Genomic DNA, 14940 nt, shown 5'->3' on the forward strand with positions numbered 1-14940 from the left:
GGTTAGAACAGGGCGCTCGCCAATGCTCTACGCGCTTTTGCCAAAGATGGGTCGTCTGATGGCAACGCGTCGAAAAGTCCGAGCAAGTGCTTTCTGGCCTTGTCACGGTCGTCACCCGAGGTGCGCTTGACCACCGCCACGACCCGCTCGAACGCCTCGTCCACCGCGCCGGAGAGCATCTCCAGGTCGGCGGCGAGAAGCTGCGCGTCGACGTCGGACGGGTCCTGCGCGCGCCGCTGCACGTCGGCCGGGTCGACCTCGGAGGTGCGCTTGATCAGGCCGACGCCCGCCAGGCCCATCTTGGCGTCCTCGTCGCCCGGGATGCGGGCCAGCAGGCGCTGGTAGGCCGCCTCGGCCGCGTCGAGGTCTCCGGCGTCGATGGCCTGCTCGGCGGCCACCAGGTCGGGGTCGGCGGGCGGCCCGGCGGGCGCCTCCTCCCCCTCCTCGGCCGCGGCCGGCCGGGCGTCGGGGTTGGCCTGGTAGGGCTGCTCGACCGCGCCCATGAGCTCGTCGAGCCAGCGGCGCACCTCCTGCTCGGGCAGCACCTGCTGGAAGCCGGTGACGGCCTGCCCCTGGAAGATGGCCAGCACGGTCGGCACGGCCTGCACCCGCAGCGCCTGCGCGATCTGGGGGCTGGTGTCGACGTTGACCTTGGCCAGGACGGCTCTGCCGCCCATGTCGCCGATCACCTTCTCCAGCACGGGGCTGAGCTGGGCGCTGCCGGGCGCCCTCGGCGACCACAGGTCGAGCACGACCGGCATGGTCATCGAACGGTCGATGACGTCCGTCGTGAAGGTCTCCTCGGTCACGCCGACGACCGAGGCCGACGGGGCCCCCTGGGGACCGGCGGCCTCCCGCCGGGCCTGGGCCTCCAGTGCCTGTTTGCGCGCGCCCAGGTCCACAGCTCCGTAGAGCGACCCGGGCCTAGAGAAGTCCGCCATGCTCCTCATCTTGCCGCATGGACGGGCCGGCGAAGTCACCCGCCGCCACCCTCAGCGTGCGGAGCTGGTCGAAGATCTGCTGGAGTTCGTCCTCGGCGTACATCGTCAGGCCGAACTCGGCGGCCATCAGGTCGGCCGTGGCCCGGCGTACGACCTCCCTGCCCTTGTCGGTGATCTCGGCGAGCACGCCGCGGCCGTCGCGCGGGTTGGGCAGGCGGCAGACGAACCCGGATTTCTCCAGCCTGTCCACGGTGTTCGTGACGCTGGTGGGGTGGACCATGAGCCGCTCGCCGATCTTCCACAGCGGCAGCGAGCCGGTGTGGCTGAAGGTCAGCAGAACCAGCGCCTCGTAGCGGGCGAAGGTGAGATCATGGGGCTTCAGGAGCGAGTCGAGCTGCGACAGCAGGATCTGCTGGGCTCTCATGATGGAGGTCACCGCGGCCATCGCGGAGGAAGGCCCGAAACGGGCACGCCAGCTCTCCGCGGCGCGGTCGATGGGATCGAACGGCAGATTGAGCGGCTTCGGATGGGACACAGCGCTACGGTAGCGCGCCTCTCGTCCCGGTTTCTCCGGGCCACCTGGAGCGACAGGCTTCACCGCTTGACCAAGAATCCGACCGTCAATCATCACGCTCCGTTATGGTTCTCTTACGTAAGGTGACGCGGAAGCCAAGTCCATCTGCCGTGGGGACGGGTCTGGGCTTGCATTCTTCCGCCTCGCCAGGGGCACGGGGGGTGCTTGGTGAACTGCAACGGGATAAGGCGTGCGTGAGCACGCGGGCGTTTCACGCGAGGAGCTGAAGCACAGCGCGGCCGTGACAGTGGCGGTCCTGCTCGCTCTCGGCCTGGTCGCGGCGTGGAACGTCCTGATACCTGGCGTCGACGCGTGGGAGAACATCCTGGCCGCGGTCATCGGCTCGCTGCGGATGACCGGGCCTGTAGCGGCCGCGTTCGCCGCGTGGGTGGCGCTGCGCAAGCGGCGGGCCCTGCGCGGGCGTTCGCTCACGACGTGGCGGGCGCTCAAGGCGCCGCTGGCGATCGTGGTGGTGGTGCTGGGCTCGTTCGGCGCGACGGTGCTGGTGCTGGCGGTCAAGACCGTGCTCACCGACCAGGCGGGGCGGCTGAGCCTGTCCGGGCTGGGCATGGGCATGGCCGGCCTGGCGCTCTACGCAGTGATCGGGTGGGTGGCCGGCTGGGTCGTGCCCAAGGCGCTCACGCCGCCGATCGCCGGGCTGGCCTGCTATGGCGCCTTCTCGTGGCTGGCCGACGACCGGGGGCTGGCCGACAGGCTGGCGCCGGGCACGGGCGAGCCGTACGACCTGTTCCAGGGGCTGGGCGGGGCGCCGTTCTTCGACCAGACGATCTGGCTGCTCGGCATCACCTGCGCGCTGCTGCTCGGCTGGGCGGCGCTGGTGACCAGGCAGGCCCTGGTGCTGGCGTGCGCGCTGCTGGCCGTGCTGGCGGCGGGCATGGGCGTGTCGCGGATGCTGGCCCACCCCAAGCCGGCCGCGGCCGAGGACATCGCCTACGCCTGCCAGGAGTGGCCGATCACCGTGTGCCTCCACCCCGGGATGCGGGCCGGGCAGACCGAGCTGGGCGCGGTGTTCACGCAGATCGCCTCGCGGCTGGCCGGCACCCCGGCCGCGTTCACGCGGGTCGAGCAGCGGCCGCTCGACGAGCCGCTGAAGCCCTCCAACGGCCTCGCGCCGATCCACGTGCCCGACCTGTCGGCCGGGTTCGCCGAGGAGGCGGCGTACGAGTACATCGACGCGCTGGCCGCCCGCTGCCCCGGCACGCCGGCCGACGGCTACCGGGAGATCGTGATGGCCTGGCTGCGCGGCGAGCCCCTGCCCGGCGGGCCGCTGCCCGAGCACCAGTACGCCGCGTCCTGGTTCTCCGGGCTCGACGAGCACCAGCGCAGGGAGTGGCTGCGCATGTTCTACAGCGACTTCCAGGCCTGCCGCCTGTCCAGCACCCACTTCGGCGGCGGCCCGGCCGGCATGCCGGCGATGACGTCCCCCGCCCGGCCCACCCCGGAGAGCAGCCACGTCTACCCGGTCTACCCCGATCCCGGCACGGCGGGCACCTCCGGCGCGTCCGGCTGAGAACGAAGCCGAGAACGAAGCCGAGAACGAAGCTGCGGACAAAACCGAGGACAAGGCTGAGGACGAAGTTGTCACCCTATGGCTGGCAATGATGATCGACGAGCGGGTAGTCATGCACCCATGACGACTTCCCAGACGACGCCGCCGGACGTGGCTCCCCGGCGGCGCCGCAGGTGGCGATACGCGGCGGGGTTCCTGGTCCTGGCGGTTCTGCTCGTGGTGGGCGGCCGGCTGGCCTGGACCTGGCTCAACCCGCTCGGTGAGCAGACCGTCGACCGCAGCGGGCCGGTGTTGTTGCAGTCCATCAAGGACCTCAGCCGGTTCGAGGCCGCGACGGGCAACTTCCAGGTCGTCGTCGATCTGGAGAAGGACGCCAACTTCCTGCCCGACGCCGTCAAGGGCACCCGGACGCTGTTCGTGGGCGCCGGCGGCGTCGACGCGTACGTGGACTTCTCGGCCATGGCGGCCGGCGCGGTGACCGTCAACGAGGAGCGCACCGAGGCCACCGTCCGCCTCCCGCGCGCCCAGCTGGAGAAGCCCAACCTGGACAACCGCCGCTCGTACGTGTTCGCCCAGCAGCGCGGCCTGCTCGACCGCGTCCAGGACTTCCTGTCGGGCTCGCCGGGCGACCAGCGCGAGCTCTACCTGCTGGCGGAGAGGAAGATCACCGAGGCGGCGGTGGCGAGCGACCTGCGCGCGCGGGCCGACGCCAACACCAGGTCCATGCTGACGGGCATGCTCAAGTCGCTGGGGTTCACCAAGGTGAGCGTGAAGTTCACCGACGAGCCCTGACCCCCGCCGCCCCTGGTGGAGGGGGCCGTTCGTGTTCCCGCCTAGGTATCCCCGGGTGTCCTTAGGGCATGGGGGTGCCCTCCTAAGTACCTCCCTACCTGCCAGAACCCCGCCAGATAGGACATCCGCCCGATGTGCCGGGAGGGGCCTTAGGAGGAGTCTTAAAAGTGCAGGGAACAAGGAACACGAACAGCAGGAGAACTCGGATGAACGCCGAACTCGAATACTCCGTCATGCAGCACCACGCCGCCGAACACCGTCAGGCCGCCGCCGAGCAGCGGCGCGTACGGGAGGCACTGAAGGGACAGCGTTCCGAGCGTCGCCACCGCTCGGTCTTCGCCAAGTTCCTGGCTTCATGACGCCCCACAAGCAGCCCGGCCGCAGCCTCCCTCGCGGCCGGGCTGAGATGCCCCCTTAGGGGGCGCGCCCGTCGCCGGATTCCTGGCCGGCGCGAGCGCAGCGTGAGCGACACCCCGGTCCCGTTCCTGGTGGGACCGGGGTGTCGCGCGTTCACCCGCCGGGACACTGACGGAAGATGTCAGGGATGGCCGCATACCGTCCGGCCATGGACAACAACTTCGACTTCTTCGTCGGCACCTGGACCTCACGACAGCGCCGGCTGCGCAAGGTGCTCGCCGGCAGCGACGAATGGTACGAGTTCACCGGCCACACCAGGTGCTGGAGCGTCCTGGACGGCGCCGGCAACATCGACGAGGTCACCTTCCCCAGCGAGGCCGCCGCCGGCGTGACGTTACGCCTGTACGACAAGGCCGCCGACGAATGGGCGCTCTACTGGGCCGGCAGCGCCACCGGCATGTCCCTGCCGCCCGTCGTAGGCCGCTTCGACGCCACCGGGCGCGGCGAGTTCACCTGCGACGACGTGTACGACGGCCGGCCCATCAAGGTCGCGTACATCTGGTCGGACATCACCGAAGGGTCGTGCCGCTGGGAACAACGTTTCTCCCCCGACGGCGGGACGACCTGGGAGACCAACTGGATCGCCGACTTCACCAGGACCTCCTGAATCCTTTCCGGGGGCCGCCGCCTCTCATGTCCGTCGTACCGACGAGACAATGGGAGAACATCGTGGTGGTAGCGATCGCGGCCGGGGTGGCCGCCGTACTGATCTGCACATGCATGGTCGTGCTGCGCAGGAGGAGGCGGGGACGTGACTGACCTGCACTGGCCCGGCCTCGCCCGGCCGCTGTCGGGCGACGTGACCGGGCGCGCGTGGTCCGACGAGCGGCTGATCGACGCGGCCCGCGCCGGCGACGCCGACTCGATCGCCGCGCTGGTGTCGGGCGCCCATCCACATGTACAGCGCTTCGCCCACACGCTGTGCGCCACTCCGGAGGACGCCGAGGACGCCGCTCAGGAAGCCCTGATCGTGCTGTATCGCAAGATCGGCACCCTGCGCGCGTCCGGGGCGCTCGCCTCGTGGATGTTCCGGATCATCCGCAACGAATGCATCAGGCGGGCCCGTCTGATGCTGCGTCCCCACCCGGCCGTGCACTCCTCGGCCGCCGCGTTGTCGGCCGAGGAGGAGGTGTTCGAGCGCCTGGAGACCGCGCGGGTGGCCGCCGCCATCGCGGCGCTGCCCGCCGACCAGCGCAAGGTGCTCATCATGCGGGACGTCCAGGGTCTCAGCGGCCGTACGGTCGCCGCGGCCCTCGGGCTGAGCGTCCCGGCGATGAAGTCCCGTCTGCACCGCGCCCGTGCGGCCGTGCACGGCCTGCTGACCGGAGGAGCTCTCCATGACTGACTCGCAGGCGGGCGTGTCGCTGGCCCGCCACCTGGTCCGCGGCACGGTGGGCTTCGGCTCGCTGATCGCCGCGGTTGCCCTCATCCCGCTGGTCGGCCCGGTCAGCCTGGTGCTCGTCATCGTCGGCGCACTCGCGCTCCGCGGCTGCCCGGCGTGCTGGGTGATGGCGCTGGTGGAGATCATCTCGATGGGACGAATGCGCCGCTCATGCTCCAACGGCGTCTGCGAACTCGTCAGACCGGGTGAACGGCACGCCGAGCACCCGGTGACGAGGTAGCCGACCGGCGGAACGGGTCAGGGGACGCGGATGATGAGCGCGTCCCCTTGGCCGCCGCCGCCGCACAGGCCGGCCGCGCCCAGTCCGCCGCCGCGCCGCTTCAGCTCGTACGCCAACGTCAGCACGATGCGCGCCCCCGACACCCCGATCGGGTGCCCCAGGGCGATGCCGCCGCCGTTGACGTTCACCTTGTCCAGCGGCACCCCGAGCTCCTTGGCCGACTGCAGCACGACGCTCGCGAAGGCCTCGTTGATCTCGACCAGGTCGAGGTCGTCGGCGGTCAGTCCCTGCTTGGACAGGGCGTGCTTGATGGCGTTGGCCGGCTGCGACTGAAGGGAGGCGTCGGGCCCGGCCACGTTGCCGTGCCGCCCGATCTCGGCCAGCCACGGCAGCCCGAGCTCCTCGGCCTTGGCCTTGGACATGACGACCACGGCGCACGCGCCGTCGGAGATCTGGGAGGCCGAGCCGGCCGTGATGGTCCCGTCGGCGGCGAAGGCCGGGCGCAGCTTGGCCAGGGCCTCGGCCGTGGTGTCCGCGCGGATGCCCTCGTCCTCCCGGACGATCACCGGCTCGCCGCGGCGCTGCGGGATCTCGACCGGGACGATCTCCTCCTCGAAGACGCCGTTCTTGGTCGCGGCGGCGGCGAGCTGGTGGGAACGGGCCGACAGGGCGTCCTGCTCCTCACGGCCGATGCCGAGCCTGGTGTTGTGCCGCTCGGTCGACTCCCCCATCGCGCACTGGTCGAACGCGCAGAACAGGCCGTCGTGGGCCATGGAGTCGACCACGCCGGAGTTGCCGTACTTGACGCCCTTGCGCAGGCCGGGCAGCAGGTGGGGGGCGTTGGTCATCGACTCCATGCCGCCCGCGACCACGATGTCGAACTCACCCGCACGGATGAGCTGGTCGGCCAGGGCGATGGCGTCGAGGCCCGACAGGCAGACCTTGTTGACGGTCAGCGAGGGCACGGTCATCGGGATGCCGGCCTTGACCGCGGCCTGGCGGGAGGGGATCTGCCCCGCGCCGGCCTGGAGGACCTGGCCCATGATCACGTACTCGACGGCCTCCGGGGCCACTCCGGCACGTTCCAGGGCGGCCTTGATGGCGATGCCCCCCAGCTCGACGGCGGGCAGCCCGGACAGGGCGCCGAGCAGTTTGCCGATGGGGGTACGAGCTCCGGCGACGATGACGGAACTGGACATTGGCGGCGGCCTCCTGTGCTCACGAGGGGTTCTTTGACACCATACCCACGAGTAGGAGCTCGCCCGCTATGGAGGTAGGCCACACAATGTTCATGCGCATCGATCACATCGGGATCGCCTGCCGCGACCTGGAGGAGAAGATCGCGTTCTTCTCCGAGACATTCGAGCTGACCGTCGTGGCGCGGGAGGTCAACGAGGCGCAGGGCGTCAAGGAGGCGATGTTGCACATCGCGGACGGCGAAGGCGGGGGCTCCTACATTCAGCTTCTGGAACCGCTCTCCGAGGACTCGCCTGTGGGAAAATTCCTCGCTAAGCGGGGCGAAGGTGTCCACCATGTGGCATTTGGGGTTTCCGACGTCACCGAGGCCATGACTAAGATCAACGAGAGGGGCGTGCGGGTTCTCGACGAACGTCCACGCCACGGTTCCATGGGGTCGCAGATCGCGTTCCTGCATCCCAAAGATGTGGGAGGAATGCTCACCGAGTTGGTCCAAGCGGCCCCGCGCTAGCAAACGGAAATATCGTTCATAAGTAACTAGTCACGCAGAAAGCTGGACGGGGCCCGAAGGTGGCACCAGCGGAGTACGCTGGCTTCCCACCGGACAGGGAGCCTGCCGCGAGGCACAGGCTCCTGGCTCGGATGCCCCGAACCCCCCGTCCGGCCCGTGTAGCCGTCTCGACAACCCAGGATCGAGCCTCCATGCAGTCCGACATCGACGCCCAGCTCAACAACTTCTTCGAGGACGCCCCGGCACGCGAGTTCGACGTCGTGCTCAGGGGCTACGACCGGCATCAGGTACACGACCACCTCAAGCAGCTCGACCTGGAACTACGCCAGTCGAGGGAGCAGGTCACCAACCTGCAGCGCGATCTGTCCGACTCCCAGCGCCAGTTGCAGGAGCAGGAGCGTCCCACGTACTCGGGTCTGGGCGCCCGCATCGAGCAGCTGCTGCGCCTGGCCGAGGAGCAGGCCACCGAGCTCGTGCAGGCCGCCAGGACCGAGGCCAACGAGATCAAGGCGGCCGCCAAGGTCGAGGCCGCCGACCTGCGGGCCGCCGCCGAGGCCGAGGCCGCCGAGAAGCGGGCCCAGGCCACGCGGGAGAGCGACGAGATGCGCTCCACCGCCGAGCGGGACGCCGAGGAGATCCGTTCCACCGCCCGCCGCGAGGCCGACGAGCTGACCAACACCACCGAGCGCGAGGCCGCCAAGCTGCGTGCCGCCGCCGACCACGAGGTGGCGGAGAAGCGGGCCGACGCCGAGCGCGAGATCGCCAAGCTCCGCACCACCACCGAGCGCGAGGTGGCGCAGCTGCGCGCCTCGACCAAGCGTGAGCGCGACGAGGTGCTGACCACCGCCAAGCGGCAGGCCGACGAGATGCGCGCGCAGGCTCAGCGGGTGCTGGAGGAGTCGGAGGCCAAGCGGGCCCAGGACGAGGCGGAGTTCGAGATCCAGCTCGCCTCCCGCCGCGAGGAGGCCGAGCGCCAGGAGGCCGAGCGCCACGCCACCGCCCAGGCCAACACGCAGAAGATGGTCGCCGAGGCCGAGCAGCGGGCGGCCACGGCCGAGTCGCGGGCCACGAAGGCCACCCAGCAGGCCGAGCAGACCCGCCGCGAGGCCGACCTGCACGCCAAGCAGCTCGTCGCGAACGCCCGCAAGAGCTCCGAGACGGTCATGACGGAGGCCAAGTCCAGCGCCGAGACGATCGTCACCGAGGCGAAGAACGACGCCGAGCGCACCCGTACGACGATGCAGCGCCAGGTCGACGAGCTGACCAGGCAGCGTGACAGCATCACCAGCCACCTGGCCCAGCTGCGCCAGCTGCTCGGCGGCGCCGCTCTGCCGGGCCTGGAGCCGGAGCCCGCGGTCGCCGCGGCCCCGGCCGCCCCGGCCATCGCCGCCCCGGCCGCCGAGCCGGCCGCGCCGCCCACGACGCCCGCTCCCAAGGTCGAGGCCAAGAGCGAGGACGACGCGGAGTGGTGGCAGGAGTGACGGCGGGCTAGACGGACACCGCACACGGGGGTTGTAGCACGGCTGGAGAGAGAGCCTGGTGACCTTGGGGTCGCTAGGCTCTCTTTCTGTTTCACCGACACCTCCGTCCCCCTAGGAGCCCTCCGTGTCCGCAGAAGCCGAGCCCAGGACCGCCGAGGAGCCCAAGGCGGCCGCGTCCTCCGAGGAGCCGGCGCCGTACGGGCTGCCCGGCAAACCGTTCGCCCGCGGCCCGTTCCTGTTCGGGCTGGTGGGCGGGCTGGGTGTGCTGACCGCCATCGCGCTCGCGCAGATGATCGAGAAGTCCCTCAGCACGATCATCCTCATCGTCGTGGCGATGTTCCTGGCCGTGGGCCTCAACCCCGCGGTCGAGGCGTTACAACGACGCGGCCTGGCCAGGCGGCTGGCGATCTCGATCGTGTTCACCGGGGTCATCGTGGCGTTCACGCTGTTCGGCCTGGCCGTGGTGCCGCCGGTGAGCCAGCAGTTGTCGGAGTTCATCGCGGCGGTGCCCGGCTACATCACCGATCTGAGCAACCATCCGACGGTCCGCCAGATCGAGGCCGAGTACCACGTGCTGGCGCAGGTGCGCTCGTTCGTGACCAGCACGCTCGGGCCCGCGCTGGCCAGCGGCATCATGGGCGCGGGGCTGGTGGTGCTCAACGGCGTGTTCACCACGGTGACGCTGCTGGTGCTCATGTTGTACTTCCTCGGCTCGCTGCACACGATCAAGGACTACCTGCTCAGGCTGGTCCCGGCCTCGCGCCGCACCCGTACGTCGGCCATCACCGAGCAGATCCTCACCGGCATCGGCGGCTATGTCGCGGGCAACGTCCTCATCTCGGTCATCGCGGGCGTACTGACCTGGATCTTCCTGTCGATCGCGGGAGTGCAGTACGCGCTGGCGCTCGCCCTCGTCGTGGCACTGACCGACCTGATCCCGCTGGTCGGCGCCACGATCGGCGCGGTGCTCGTCACGGGGGTCGCGCTGCTGCAGTCGCTGCCCGCCGGCATCGCCTGCGCGATCTTCTTCGTGGTCTACCAGCAGATCGAGAACTACTTCATCTATCCCAGGGTGATGAAGCGCTCGGTGGACGTGACGCCCGCCGTAACGGTGATCGCCGCGCTGTTCGGCGGCGCCCTGCTCGGCATCGTCGGAGCACTGCTGGCGATCCCGGTGGCCGCAGCCATCGCGCTGATCATCCGGGAGATCGTGTTGCCCCGCCAAGCTCGGTCCTGAGGAACTCGGCCACCGCCGCGTTGAACGCCTCCGGCTGCTCGACCGCGCTCAGGTGACCGGCCTTGGGGATGATCTCCAGCCTGCCCTCGGGCGCGGCCCGCGCCATGGCCTCGGCGTCGGCGGGCGGCGACAGCTCGTCCTCCTCGCCGACGACGATCAGCAGGGGCACCTTCAGCTCGCTCAGCGTGCCGAAGGAGTCGGGGCGGGCGGCCATTGCGCGCTGGGCCCAGGCCACGGCTCCCGGCGGGGCCGACTGCACCAGGCCCTTGACACGGCCGAACACCATGGCCCTGCGTTCCTTGGTCGTGGGCCCGATGAGCGTCGGCAGCACCTCGCTGACCAGCACGTCGCTCCCGCCGTCGATGACCGCCTGCGCGATGCGCTCCCTGTTGTCCCTGGCCGGCGGCGGGTCGGGGCTGGCCTTGGTGTCGGCCAGGATCACGCCCAGCACCCGGTCGGGATGCCTGCGGCAGAACGCCATGGTCACGTAGCCGCCCATCGACAGCCCGCCGACCACCGCCCGGTCGATGCCTTCCTCGTCGAGCAGCCTGGCGACGTCGTCGGCCATCAGGTCGAGGGAGGGCTCGTCGTCACCCAGCCGGGACCCGCCGAACCCACGCAGGTCGGGGGTCACCACCCGGCAGACCCTCGCCAGTGCCTCGCGCTGGGCCAGCCACATCGCCGACGACAACGGGAACGCGTGAAGCAGCACAACCGGGAGCCCGGTCCCGGCCGATCTCATGTAGAGCTGCACGGACCACACGGTAGCCCGGTTCACCGACACATTCACTTATTGACGATGCCGGTATACCGCGATAAGCCTGCCCACTTCCGGACATCGCCCGTGAGGACGAACGTCGGCCCCGCCTGACGGCGCTCAGCCGATCGCGGTGGCCCCGCCGTCGACGAACAGCACCTGGCCCGTCATGTACGCCGACGCCTCCCCCGCCAGGAACACCGCCGGCTGGGCCATCTCCTCGGGCGTGCCCCACCGCCGCATGGGCACGCCGGCGACCGTGGCGGCGCCGGTCGCCTCGTCCTCCCACAGGTTGCGGTTGAGGTCGGTGGCCGTCCAGCCGGGGCACAGGGCGTTGACCCGTACGCCTCCGGAGGCCCATTCGGCCGCGAGCGTCTTCGTCAGGGCCACCAGCCCGGCCTTGGCGGCGGCGTACGGGGCCAGCAGCGGGGCGCCGCGCGCCGCCACCGAGGCCACGTTGATCACCGATCCGGAGCCCCGGGCCAGCAGGTGGGGCGCGACGGCGTGGCAGACGGCCATGGCCGAGTCGAGGTTGAGCCGCATCAGCTTGTCCCACCCGGACAGGCGCAGGTCCTTGAACTCGACCAGGAAGTTCGAGCCGCCGGCGTTGTTGACGACGACGTCGAGGTGCCCTAACCCGTCGATCGAGGCGGCGACGGCCGCGGCGGCGGCCTCGCGGTCGGTGAGGTCGGCCGGGATCACCACGGCCCGCCGGCCCAGCGCCTCGACCTCCTTGCCCACCTCGGCCAGGGTCTCGGCCGATCTGGAGACCAGGGCGACGTCGGCGCCCGCCGCGACGTAGGCGAGCGCGATGGCCCGTCCGATGCCCTTCGACGCCCCGGTGACCAGAGCCGTTCTGCCGTTGAGGTCGAACGCGCCCACAGTGCCTCCTCGCTCGCGAACCGAACAAGATTCTACAAAGAGCGTTCGACCTGCGCCATGCCCGATCCTGACCGGGCGCTAGGCCGGCCGCGCCGGGGCGCTCGGGGCAGCCGGGGCCGGGGGCCCGGCGGGGAACGTCGTCCCGGCGGGCAGCAGCGGCTCGCAGGCCTTGACCGCCGCCCCGTACTTGGCCGACAGCACGCCGACCCGCTCGCCGTCGATGCTCAGGTTGATCAGCCCGCTCTCCGAGACGGTGACCTCGGGGAAGTCCGGCAGGTCGGGCGCGCGCATGCAGTCCGTGAACGCCTTGCCGCCGTCGTCCGGCGCGGCCGTCGCGTTCGAGGCCGCCGCCCCGCCCGTCCCGGCGGCGGTGGCGAAGACCAGGGCGGCCAGCGTGAGCCGCCTGATGGTCGAACCCTTCATGATGATCCCTCCGTTTCGTCCGACACTCACAGAGAACCCGGCCCCCGGTTACCACCCGGGAACGCCCGCGGTTACCCCGCTGTAACCCCGCCGTGGGCATGCTGGGCACACCATGAGGGTGCTGATCGTCGAAGACCACGAGGAGCTCGCCCACACCGTGGCCGCGGGCCTGCGCCGCGAGGGCATGGCCGTCGACGTGGCCCTGGACGGGCACACCGGGCTCGAACGCGCGTCCGTCAACGACTACGACGTGGTCGTGCTCGACCGCGACCTGCCCGGCCTGCACGGCGACGAGGTGTGCGGGCGGCTGGCCACCGGGGAGCGCCCGGCGCGGGTGCTGATGCTCACCGCCGCCGGGACCATCGACGACCGGGTGAGCGGGCTCGGCATCGGGGCCGACGACTACCTGCCGAAGCCGTTCGCGTTCGCCGAGCTGGTGGCCAGGATCAGGGCGCTGGCCAGGCGGACGAGACCGGCGCTGCCGCCGGTGCTGGTGCACGGCGGGCTGCGGCTGGACCCGTCCACGCGGGTCGCCACCGGGGACGGGCGCCGGCTGACGCTCAGCCCGAAGGAGTTCGCGGTGCTGGAGCTGCTGCTGTCGGCGAGGGGCGCGGTGGTCTCGGCCGAGCAGCTGCTCGAACGCGGTTGGGACGAGTTCGCCGACCCGTTCACCCAGACCGTGAAGGTGACGGTGAGCCGGTTGCGCCGCAAGCTCGGCGCCCCGCCGCTGATCGAGACCGTCCCACAGGCCGGGTACCGGATATGAGCGGAGGTGTCCCGGCGTGCGGCGGACCGTACGGCTGCGGCTGACGTTGCTCTACAGCGGCCTGTTCCTGGCCGCCGGCATGTTGCTGGTCGCGCTGATCTACCTGCTGGTCGCGTTCTCGCCCGTCCCGGTGGCGCCGGTCGGCCCCGTCGCACCCGGCGGGCCGGAGGTGACCGTGCCGCGGGTGGACGTGGCGTACCTGGCCGAGCAGCAGGCGGCCGGGCTGCGCAGGCTGCTGGTCAACTCGGTGATCGCCCTCGTGGTCATGGCGTTCGCCTCGGTCCTGCTGGGCCGGTTGACGGCCGGGCGGGTGCTGCGGCCGCTGCACGACATGACCGCGACCGTCCGGCGTATCACCGCCGACCGGCTCGACCGGCGGCTGGCCGCGTCCGGGCCGCAGGACGAGCTCAAGGAGCTGGCCGACACCTTCGACGACCTGCTGGACCGGCTGGAGGCCGCCTTCACCGCGCAGCGGCGGTTCGTGGCCAACGCCTCCCACGAGCTGCGTACCCCGCTGACCCTGCAACGGGCGATGGCCGAGATCGCGCTGGCCAACCCGGACGCCGACGCCGCCGCGCTGCGCCACGTCCTGGACCGCCTGCTGGCGGCGGGCAGACACCAGGAACAGCTCATCGAGGCGCTGCTCACCCTGGCCAGGAGCCAGCAGGGCCTGGAGCACCGCCGGCCGCTCGACCTGGCCGCGGTCGCCGGGCAGGCGCTCGACCAGCGGCCGGACTCCGCGGTACGGATCGAGGCGGCGCTGCGGCCCGCGCCCGCCTCCGGTGACCGCGCCCTGCTCGAACGCCTGGTCGCGAACCTGCTGGACAACGCGGCGCGGCACAACGTACCGGACGGGTGGATCACGGTGGCCACGGGCGTGCGGGACGGCCGGGCGACGCTCACCGTCGCGAACAGCGGCCCGGTGATCCCGCCCGACCGGATCGGGACGTTGTTGCAGCCCTTCCAGCGGCTGGACAGCGGCCGGAAGGCGGTCGGCGACGGGCTGGGGCTCGGCCTGTCGATCGTCGCCGCCGTCGTCCGGGCCCATCAGGGCACGCTGGAGGTCGTCGCGCGGCCGGAGGGCGGGCTGGAGGTGACCGTCAGATGTCCGACGGCAGCGGGTACGCCTCCGGGTTGACCCGCCGGACGATCTCGTTCAGCACGATCCGCACGTAGGGCTCGCCCACCCACAGGTGTTTGGCGCCGTCCACGCCGATGACCTCGGCCTGCGGCACCCTGGCGAAGCGCCGGCGGGCCTCCTCGGGACGCAGGTAGTCGTCGAACTCGGGCACCAGCACCACCAGCGGCCGTCCGAACCCGGCCCAGGCGTCGAGGTCGTCGTCGGTCGCCCTGTGGAGCGGGGGCGAGAGCAGGATCGCGCCCTCGACCAGGGGGTCGTGGGCCCACTTCAGGGCCAGCTCGGTGCCGAAGGACCAGCCGACCACCCACACGCGCGGCAGGTCGTGGTACTCGGCGTACTCCAGCGCGGCCGTCACGTCGAACCGCTCGCCCTCGCCGCCGTCGAACGTGCCCTCGGAGGTGCCACGCTCGGAACTGGTGCCGCGCGTGTTGAAGCGCAGCACGGCGAGGTCGGCGAGCGCGGGCAGCCGGTTGGCGGCCTTCTTGTAGACGTGGCTGTCCATGAAGCCGCCGTGGGTGGGCAGCGGGTGCAACGTCACCAGGGTCGCAACGGGCGGCCGGTCGAGGGGCTGGGCCAGCTCGCCGACCAGTCTGAGGCCGTCGCCGGTGTGCAGCTCGATCGGTTCACGCCTGGCGGGCAGCACGGTGGCCGCGCGAATCTCCACGGGG

At 71.1% G+C, this 14940-nt stretch carries 18 protein-coding genes; 11 read left to right on the forward strand and 7 right to left on the reverse strand.

Annotation, left to right across the window (positions count from 1 at the left end; all coding sequences use genetic code 11):
* Nucleotides 1-2: 2 nt before the first annotated feature.
* Both DMB42_RS06365 and DMB42_RS06370 read right to left on the reverse strand, forming a co-directional pair.
* Nucleotides 3-941, reverse strand: a complete 939-nt coding sequence (locus DMB42_RS06365) for a tetratricopeptide repeat protein (protein WP_125631609.1) — start codon at nt 939-941, stop codon at nt 3-5.
* The gene (locus tag DMB42_RS06370; RefSeq protein WP_260477525.1) at nt 925-1476 is read right to left on the reverse strand and encodes a MarR family winged helix-turn-helix transcriptional regulator; all 552 of its coding nucleotides are present in this window, start codon (nt 1474-1476) and stop codon (nt 925-927) included. Before DMB42_RS06370 ends, DMB42_RS06365 begins: the two co-directional genes overlap by 17 nt.
* Nucleotides 1477-1705: 229 nt before the next feature.
* On the opposite strand from DMB42_RS06370, the gene DMB42_RS06375 reads away from it, so the two are divergent.
* The 6 genes from DMB42_RS06375 (at nt 1706) to DMB42_RS06395 (ending at nt 5877) form a co-directional block, all read left to right on the forward strand.
* Nucleotides 1706-3046 carry a hypothetical protein gene (locus tag DMB42_RS06375; protein WP_125631611.1) on the forward strand — a complete coding sequence of 447 codons (1341 nt, stop codon included), beginning with the start codon at nt 1706-1708 and terminating at the stop codon, nt 3044-3046.
* A gap of 120 nt (nt 3047-3166) precedes the next feature.
* Entirely contained in the window at nt 3167-3838 is a 672-nt protein-coding gene (locus DMB42_RS06380) for a DUF4230 domain-containing protein (RefSeq protein ID WP_125631613.1), read from the forward strand.
* 206 nt (nt 3839-4044) lie between these two features.
* Nucleotides 4045-4197: a hypothetical protein gene (locus DMB42_RS52990; protein ID WP_185844490.1), complete on the forward strand. Its 153-nt coding sequence runs from the start codon at nt 4045-4047 to the stop codon at nt 4195-4197.
* Between the two features lie 206 nt (nt 4198-4403).
* Nucleotides 4404-4862 carry a hypothetical protein gene (locus DMB42_RS06385; RefSeq protein WP_125631615.1) on the forward strand — a complete coding sequence of 153 codons (459 nt, stop codon included), beginning with the start codon at nt 4404-4406 and terminating at the stop codon, nt 4860-4862.
* Between the two features lie 144 nt (nt 4863-5006).
* Nucleotides 5007-5600 (forward strand): RNA polymerase sigma factor, encoded by a 594-nt coding sequence (locus tag DMB42_RS06390; RefSeq protein ID WP_260477526.1) that lies wholly within the window; start codon nt 5007-5009, stop codon nt 5598-5600.
* Complete coding sequence (locus DMB42_RS06395; RefSeq protein ID WP_125631617.1) at nt 5593-5877, forward strand: hypothetical protein; 285 nt, start codon at nt 5593-5595, stop codon at nt 5875-5877. Before DMB42_RS06390 ends, DMB42_RS06395 begins: the two co-directional genes overlap by 8 nt.
* A 17-nt stretch (nt 5878-5894) precedes the next feature.
* Here DMB42_RS06395 and DMB42_RS06400 read toward each other — a convergent pair whose 3' ends face one another.
* Nucleotides 5895-7076: an acetyl-CoA C-acetyltransferase gene (locus tag DMB42_RS06400; RefSeq protein ID WP_125631619.1), complete on the reverse strand. Its 1182-nt coding sequence runs from the start codon at nt 7074-7076 to the stop codon at nt 5895-5897.
* Between the two features lie 86 nt (nt 7077-7162).
* Here DMB42_RS06400 and mce point away from each other — a divergent pair, with 86 nt between their 5' ends.
* The 3 genes from mce (at nt 7163) to DMB42_RS06415 (ending at nt 10303) form a co-directional block, all read left to right on the forward strand.
* Nucleotides 7163-7585 (forward strand): methylmalonyl-CoA epimerase, encoded by a 423-nt coding sequence (gene mce / locus DMB42_RS06405; protein WP_125631621.1) that lies wholly within the window; start codon nt 7163-7165, stop codon nt 7583-7585.
* A gap of 191 nt (nt 7586-7776) precedes the next feature.
* Complete coding sequence (locus DMB42_RS06410) at nt 7777-9066, forward strand: DivIVA domain-containing protein (RefSeq protein WP_125631623.1); 1290 nt, start codon at nt 7777-7779, stop codon at nt 9064-9066.
* 124 nt (nt 9067-9190) lie between these two features.
* The gene (locus DMB42_RS06415) at nt 9191-10303 is read left to right on the forward strand and encodes an AI-2E family transporter (protein ID WP_125631625.1); all 1113 of its coding nucleotides are present in this window, start codon (nt 9191-9193) and stop codon (nt 10301-10303) included.
* Here the strand turns inward: DMB42_RS06415 and DMB42_RS06420 are convergent.
* The 3 genes from DMB42_RS06420 to DMB42_RS06430 form a co-directional block, all read right to left on the reverse strand.
* The gene (locus tag DMB42_RS06420) at nt 10263-11057 is read right to left on the reverse strand and encodes an alpha/beta fold hydrolase (RefSeq protein ID WP_260477527.1); all 795 of its coding nucleotides are present in this window, start codon (nt 11055-11057) and stop codon (nt 10263-10265) included. The genes DMB42_RS06415 and DMB42_RS06420 overlap by 41 nt on opposite strands.
* 123 nt (nt 11058-11180) lie before the next feature.
* Nucleotides 11181-11942, reverse strand: a complete 762-nt coding sequence (locus tag DMB42_RS06425; protein WP_125631627.1) for an SDR family NAD(P)-dependent oxidoreductase — start codon at nt 11940-11942, stop codon at nt 11181-11183.
* A gap of 78 nt (nt 11943-12020) precedes the next feature.
* Nucleotides 12021-12365, reverse strand: a complete 345-nt coding sequence (locus DMB42_RS06430) for a hypothetical protein (protein WP_125631629.1) — start codon at nt 12363-12365, stop codon at nt 12021-12023.
* Nucleotides 12366-12477: 112 nt separating this feature from the next.
* Between DMB42_RS06430 and DMB42_RS06435 the strand changes: the two genes are divergently transcribed.
* Both DMB42_RS06435 and DMB42_RS06440 read left to right on the forward strand, forming a co-directional pair.
* On the forward strand, nt 12478-13131 hold the full coding sequence (locus DMB42_RS06435; RefSeq protein ID WP_125631631.1) for a response regulator transcription factor: 654 nt from the start codon (nt 12478-12480) through the stop codon (nt 13129-13131).
* Nucleotides 13132-13147: 16 nt separating this feature from the next.
* Entirely contained in the window at nt 13148-14269 is a 1122-nt protein-coding gene (locus DMB42_RS06440) for a cell wall metabolism sensor histidine kinase WalK (protein ID WP_260477529.1), read from the forward strand.
* Here DMB42_RS06440 and DMB42_RS06445 read toward each other — a convergent pair.
* Nucleotides 14232-14936 carry an alpha/beta hydrolase gene (locus DMB42_RS06445; RefSeq protein ID WP_125631633.1) on the reverse strand — a complete coding sequence of 235 codons (705 nt, stop codon included), beginning with the start codon at nt 14934-14936 and terminating at the stop codon, nt 14232-14234. The two genes, DMB42_RS06440 and DMB42_RS06445, sit on opposite strands and share 38 nt — an antisense overlap.
* Nucleotides 14937-14940 lie beyond the last annotated feature (4 nt).

Source organism: Nonomuraea sp. WAC 01424, from assembly GCF_003947315.1.
In the GTDB taxonomy this organism is placed as follows: Bacteria; Actinomycetota; Actinomycetes; order Streptosporangiales; family Streptosporangiaceae; genus Nonomuraea; species Nonomuraea spiralis.

Excerpts from the sequence above, each read along its gene's own strand:
- DMB42_RS06365 (WP_125631609.1), bottom strand. The coding sequence starts at position 941 with ATGGCGGACTTCTCTAGGCCCGGGTCGCTCTACGGAGCTGTGGACCTG.
- DMB42_RS06380 (WP_125631613.1), top strand. The coding sequence starts at position 3,167 with ATGACGACTTCCCAGACGACGCCGCCGGACGTGGCTCCCCGGCGGCGC.
- DMB42_RS52990 (WP_185844490.1), top strand. The coding sequence starts at position 4,045 with ATGAACGCCGAACTCGAATACTCCGTCATGCAGCACCACGCCGCCGAA.
- DMB42_RS06385 (WP_125631615.1), top strand. The coding sequence starts at position 4,404 with ATGGACAACAACTTCGACTTCTTCGTCGGCACCTGGACCTCACGACAG.
- DMB42_RS06395 (WP_125631617.1), top strand. The coding sequence starts at position 5,593 with ATGACTGACTCGCAGGCGGGCGTGTCGCTGGCCCGCCACCTGGTCCGC.
- DMB42_RS06400 (WP_125631619.1), bottom strand. The coding sequence starts at position 7,076 with ATGTCCAGTTCCGTCATCGTCGCCGGAGCTCGTACCCCCATCGGCAAA.
- mce (WP_125631621.1), top strand. The coding sequence starts at position 7,163 with ATGTTCATGCGCATCGATCACATCGGGATCGCCTGCCGCGACCTGGAG.
- DMB42_RS06410 (WP_125631623.1), top strand. The coding sequence starts at position 7,777 with ATGCAGTCCGACATCGACGCCCAGCTCAACAACTTCTTCGAGGACGCC.
- DMB42_RS06430 (WP_125631629.1), bottom strand. The coding sequence starts at position 12,365 with ATGAAGGGTTCGACCATCAGGCGGCTCACGCTGGCCGCCCTGGTCTTC.
- DMB42_RS06435 (WP_125631631.1), top strand. The coding sequence starts at position 12,478 with ATGAGGGTGCTGATCGTCGAAGACCACGAGGAGCTCGCCCACACCGTG.